The sequence below is a fragment of the Nocardiopsis sp. MG754419 genome (assembly GCF_018207095.1).
In the GTDB taxonomy this organism is placed as follows: Bacteria; Actinomycetota; Actinomycetes; order Streptosporangiales; family Streptosporangiaceae; genus Nocardiopsis.
Genome location: NZ_QOCZ01000237.1, coordinates 1 through 5,431 on the forward strand (window position 1 = coordinate 1; position 5,431 = coordinate 5,431).

4 protein-coding genes are annotated in these 5,431 nt (G+C 73.2%); all 4 read right to left on the reverse strand.

Going from position 1 to position 5,431, the window contains the following annotated elements; all coding sequences use genetic code 11:
• Positions 1 to 376: 376 nt before the first annotated feature.
• The 4 genes from DSY14_RS26675 to nirB are packed head-to-tail and all read right to left on the reverse strand — an operon-like array spanning position 377 to position 5,065.
• A complete protein-coding gene (locus tag DSY14_RS26675) occupies positions 377 to 1,072 on the reverse strand; it encodes a sirohydrochlorin chelatase (protein WP_211719375.1) in 696 nt (231 codons plus the stop codon).
• Entirely contained in the window at positions 1,066 to 2,202 is a 1,137-nt protein-coding gene (locus DSY14_RS26680) for a uroporphyrinogen-III synthase (RefSeq protein ID WP_211719376.1), read from the reverse strand. The genes DSY14_RS26675 and DSY14_RS26680 overlap by 7 nt, the downstream gene beginning before the upstream one ends.
• Positions 2,199 to 2,561, reverse strand: a complete 363-nt coding sequence (gene nirD / locus DSY14_RS26685; protein WP_211719377.1) for a nitrite reductase small subunit NirD — start codon at positions 2,559 to 2,561, stop codon at positions 2,199 to 2,201. The genes DSY14_RS26680 and nirD overlap by 4 nt, the downstream gene beginning before the upstream one ends.
• Complete coding sequence (nirB, locus tag DSY14_RS26690; protein WP_211719378.1) at positions 2,558 to 5,065, reverse strand: nitrite reductase large subunit NirB; 2,508 nt, start codon at positions 5,063 to 5,065, stop codon at positions 2,558 to 2,560. The genes nirD and nirB overlap by 4 nt, the downstream gene beginning before the upstream one ends.
• Positions 5,066 to 5,431 lie beyond the last annotated feature (366 nt).

The following is a 5,431-nucleotide window of genomic DNA, read 5'->3' on the forward strand; positions in this document are numbered from 1 at the left end:
TGGGCGGAGCGCGCGGTGGGGGCGCCCACCAGGGCGGCCGCCACGAGGGGTCCGAGCAGGGCGCCGACGGCCCGGTCCAGTAGGGGTCCTTCGTGGTCGCGGTGGGATGCGGGACTGGGTGAGGGCACGGCCGTCCTCTGACGCGGGGGTGGGCTGTCGCGGTGGGCCTCTCCCGTGGTCGGTCGAGGCCCCCACCGTGGTGTTCCCCGCCGGCGGGGTGTTCGTTCGGGGGTTGCCGGATGTGGCCACCGTCCACGCGCGCGAGGTCGTGTGCAGGGGGTGGTGGGCCGTGGCACCCGAGGCGTGTACGGCCTCGTGGCGCCCGGCCCGAGATCCGCGGAGGAGCTCGTAGGCGCCGGGTACGGCTCTGCGCGGATCAGGTGTGGGCCGTCAACGCGGGCAGCGCCTCCAGGTAGCGGTCCAGGACGGCGTGGGCGATGGCCGGGTCCGGACAGAGCGGGTCGGCGACCACGTCGGCGCCCGAGGCCAGCAGACGGTCGTGGAACAGGCCGGGGGCCAACAGCCAGGTGGCCAGGGCCACTCTGCGGTGCCCGGCCCGGCGCAGTCGGGCGACCTGGCGGTCCACCGGGGGGTCGGCCGTGGCGGCGAAGGCCGGGTGCACGGGGGTGGACAGACGTCGGGACAGGTTGCGGGCGGTGCGGTCCAGAGCGGCGTGGGCGTGCGGGTCGGAGGTCCCGGCGCAGGCCAGGACGAGGGCGTCGCCGTCGCGGTGACCGGCCTGCCGTAGACGGCGCGTGGCCACGGTCTCCAGGGCGGGGTGATCGCCCAGGGGGCGGGTGAGGTGGGCGTCGGGACGGCCGGCCCGGGCGAGCTGGTCGGGGATGTCCACGCGGACGTGGTAGCCCGGGGCCAGGAACGCGGGCACCACGACCAGGGGGCCCTCGACGCGGGCGGCGACCTGGCCCACGGTGGGGGTGAGCACGTCGGCGAAGGCCAGGTGGGTGGGGGCCGGCAGGAGCTCGCTCACGCGCAGGGCCAGGGAGTGGGCCACGGCCCGCCCCCGGGGCGAGCGGGTGCCGTGCAGGGCCAGGATGAGGGTCGGGTTCAGCATGGGTCGGTGTCCAGGGCCAGGCGGTAGCCGCGCTTGACGACCGTTTGGATGATCTTGGGGTCGCCCAGGGCGGTGCGCAGGCGCGCCACGGCCGACTCCACGGCGTGGGCGTCGGCGTCCTCGCCCAGGCAGCCGAGCAGGTGGGTGCGGCTCTGGACCTGGCCGGGTCGTTGGGCCAGGGTGCGCATGACGCGCATCAGGGTCGGGGAGAGCGTGTGGACGGTGCCCTCGACCATGACGGCGTGGCCGCGCAGGCGCAGTCGGTGTCCGGCCACGGTCAGGGTGGGAAAGCGCGCTGGCAGTTCCTGGGCGAGTTTGCGGACCTGGGCTCCGATGCGGGCGCGGTCGGGCCACAGGGTGGGGATGTCATGGACCATGAGGGGGCGTGCGGTGACCGGGCCCACGCACATGACCATCACGTCGTGGCGCAGGGCGTGGACCAGGGCGGGGTCGGTGTCGGTGGCCTTGGCGCGGGCGAGCAGGCCGGCCGCCGCGGGAGCGCTGGTGAAGGTGACCGCGTCCACTCCCCCGGTGGTCACGGACTCGATGAGGCGGTCCAGGGGCGCGGTCTGCTCGGGTTGGGTCCATCGGTAGACGGGGACCTCGACGACGTCGGCGCCGGCCAGGCGCAGGGCCGCGGTGAAGTCCGGGAGCGGTTCTCCGTGGAGTTGGATGGCCACGCGCAGGCCCTGCACGCCGCGGTCCAGGAGGTAGTCCAGGACCTCGGCGGAGGACTCCGAAGGGGGCGACCACTCCTCGGTGAGGCCGGCGGCGCGGATGGCGCCCTTGGCCTTGGGGCCGCGGGCCAGCAGACGTGAGGAGCGCATGGCCGCCAGGAGGGGTTCGGCGGTGCCCCAGGTCTCGCAGGCCTCGACCCAACCGCGGAAACCGATGCCGGTGGTGGCGATCACGATGTCGGCGGGCTCGCGGGTGAGTTGTTCGGAGACCGCCGCCAGGCGTTGGTCGTCGCTCAGCGGAACGATGCGCAGGGCGGGGGCGGCGATGACCTGGGCGCCCTTGCGGTGGAGCAGGGCGGTGAGCTCCTCGGCTCGGCGGGCCGCGGTGACGGCGACGGTGAACCCGGCCAGGGGCGCGGTCGTGGTCTCGGCTGCGGTGGAGGTACTGGTCACGGAGTCCCCTGGGGTGTGGTGCCGATCTGGAGCATGCCCTGGTGTTCACGGACGGGCCAGGTGCCCAAACGTACGTGGTCCTCGCCGAGGCCGAGCCCGGTACGCAGACTGAAGACGTGTTTGAGCATGGGAGAGGCGACGGTGGGCTCGCCCGAGCGGTCGCCGACGATGCCCCGGGAGATGACGGCGGCGCCGGTGTGGGGGTCGAGGTTGTCCACGGCGTACAGGTGACCGTCATGGGTGCGGAACAGGGCGACCTGGCGGTGGTCGGGCAACAGGACGGCGACGCCGATCTCGGTCTCCAGGTGGTGGTCGGGGCAGGCGTCGACCCAGGTGAGGGGCAGGGTGAGGGTGGTCATCGGGAGCTCTCCTCCGTGGTGCGGGTGGTGGGCATGCCCAGCGGTGTGGGGCCGGGCGCGGGCTGGTCGCGCGTGGTGGTGAAGGTGATGGTGGGGTCGGGGGTGCGCGGGGCGTTGGCGAAGGAGACGAAGCGGGCGAGCTTGTCGGGGTCGGCCAGGACGTCGGCCCACTCGTCGGTGTAGGAGGCCACGTGGTCGGCCATGGCGGCCTCCAGGTCGGCGGCGATGCCCAGGCTGTCGTCGACGACGACGGCGCGCAGGTGGTCCAACCCGCCATCGAGGGCCTCGATCCAGGGCGCCGTGCGCTGAAGGCGGTCGGCGGTGCGGATGTAGAACATCAGGAACCGGTCGATGTAGCGGATGAGGGTCTCGGTGTCCAGGTCGGCGGCGAGGAGTTCGGCGTGGCGTGGGGTGAAGCCGCCGTTGCCGCCCACGTAGAGGTTCCAGCCCGTGTCGGTGGCGATGATCCCGAAGTCCTTGCCGCGGGCCTCGGCGCACTCGCGGGCGCACCCGGACACGGCCGACTTGAGCTTGTGGGGTGAGCGCAGGCCCCGGTAGCGCTCCTCCAGACGGATGGCCAACCCGACCGAGTCCTGTACGCCGAAGCGGCACCAGGTGGTGCCCACGCAGGACTTGACGGTGCGCAGGGATTTTCCGTAGGCGTGTCCGGACTCGAAGCCGGCCTCCACCAGGCGGCTCCAGATCGCGGGGAGCTGTTCCAGTCGGGCGCCGAACATGTCGATGCGCTGTCCGCCGGTGATCTTGGTGTACAGGTCGAAGTCGCGGGCGACCTCGCCGATGACGATGAGTTTGTCGGGGGTGATCTCCCCGCCGGGGATGCGCGGCACCACCGAGTAGCTGCCGTTGCGCTGCAGGTTGGCCAGGTAACGGTCGTTGGTGTCCTGAAGGGTGGCCTGTTCGCCGCCGAGGATGTGCCCGTTGCCCTGGGAGGCCAGGATCGAGGCGATGGCGGGCTTGCAGATGTCGCAGCCGCGCCCGGTGCCGTGCGTGGTGATGAGTTCGGAGAAGGTGGTCACGCCCGTGGAGCGGACGATCTCCCACAGTTCGCTGCGCGCGTGGGTGAAGTGTTCGCACAGTGCCGTGGACTGGGTGATGCCGGAGCGGGCCAGGACCTGCTTGAGCATGGGCACGCACGAACCGCAGCTGGTGCCGGCGCGAGTGCAGGAGCGCAGGGCGGCCACGTCGTGGGCACCGTCCTCGATCGCGCAGGTCAGGTCGGCCTTGGTGACGCCGTTGCAGGAGCAGATCTGCGCGTCCTCGGGCAGGGCGTCGGCCCCCGGCGCGGCCCCGCCCCCCGGCGTGATCAGGGCCAGCGGGTCCCCGGGTACGGGCCGTCCCACCAGGGGACGCAGTGTGGCGTAGGCGGAGGCGTCGCCCACCAGGACGCCGCCGAGCAGGGTGGTGGCGTCGTCGGAGAGCACGAGTTTGGCGTAGCGGCCACCGGCGGGGTCGTTGACGACCACGTCCAACGCGTCGGGTGCGCCGGCGTGGGCGTCGCCGAAGCTGGCCACGTCCACGCCCAGGAGCTTGAGTTTGGTGGAGGTGTCGGCGCCGGTGAAGGTGGCGTCGCCGCCCAGGAGGCGGTCGGCCAGGACCTCGGCCATGGCGTTGCCGGGGGCGATGAGTCCGTAGACGGTGCCGTCGTGGTGGGCGACCTCGCCGATGGCGTGCACGGCGGGGTCGCTGGTGGTGCAGGTGTCGTCGATGTCGACGCCGCCACGGGATCCCAGACGCAGACCGGCGGCGCGGGCCAGCTCGTCGCGGGGGCGGATGCCGACGGAGAAGACGACGAGGTCGGTCTCCAGACGGCGCCCGTCGTCGAGGGTCACGTGGTGGACCCGTCCGTCGGGGCCGGCCTCGATGGCGGTGGTGGCGCTTCCGGTGTGCACCCGCACGCCCAGGTCGCCGACCAGGCGTTCCAGGAGGGCGCCGGCTCCCTGGTCGATCTGGGCCGGCATGAGGTGCGGGGCCAGTTCGACGACGTGCGCCTCCACACCCAGCAGACGCAGGGCGTTGGCGGCCTCCAGCCCGAGCAGACCGCCGCCGATGACCACGCCGGCGCGGGATCCGCGGGCGTCCCCGGCCAGGGCGTCCAGGTCTTCGATGGTGCGGTAGACGTGGCAGCCGGGCAGGTCGTGGCCGGGCACCGGGGGCACGAAGGGTGTGGAGCCGGTGGCCAGGACCAGGCGGTCGTAGGGCAGGGTGCGGCCGGTGTCGGTGGTGACGGTGCGGGTGCGGCGGTCGATGCCGGTGGCGCGTTCGCCGGTGTGCGTGCGCAGGTGGGGCCCGGTGAGCGTACCCAGGGACAGGTCCTGTGCGGAGGTGCCTTCGAGGTAGCCGGACAGGGCGACCCGGTCGTAGGCGGTGCGGGGTTCCTCGCCGACCACGGTGACGCGCCAGCGATGGTCGTGGTCGCGGTCGTTGAGGGCCTCGACGAGTCGGTGGCCGACCATGCCGTTGCCGATGACGACGAGTTCTTCCACGGGTGGCCTCCTGCGTGCGCGGGGTGGGACCACTTCAGGCAACCGGCCGGGTGTTACCCGCGGATTGGACGGCGGTGTCGGGCGGGTTTCGTTGTGCTGTCACCGCAGGTGGTGACGGTGTGATCGGAGGGTGTGGCGCGGGCCTTGCGGGGGTGTGGCGGCTCTGAGGTGCGGTGACGTGGTGCCCCGGCCCGTCGCGGCCGCGGTGGCGTGTCCGTGGGTTTTCGGGCCGCGACGGGTCGGGGTGGGCGTCCTCGCGAGGGGGTGTGGCGCCTGGGACAGGTGAGGGCGGTTCCGGAGGGTGCGGCCGGTGGGCAGCCCCACGTGTGTCGCGGGGGTGTCCACCCCGGCCTCGTGGGCCGGCGG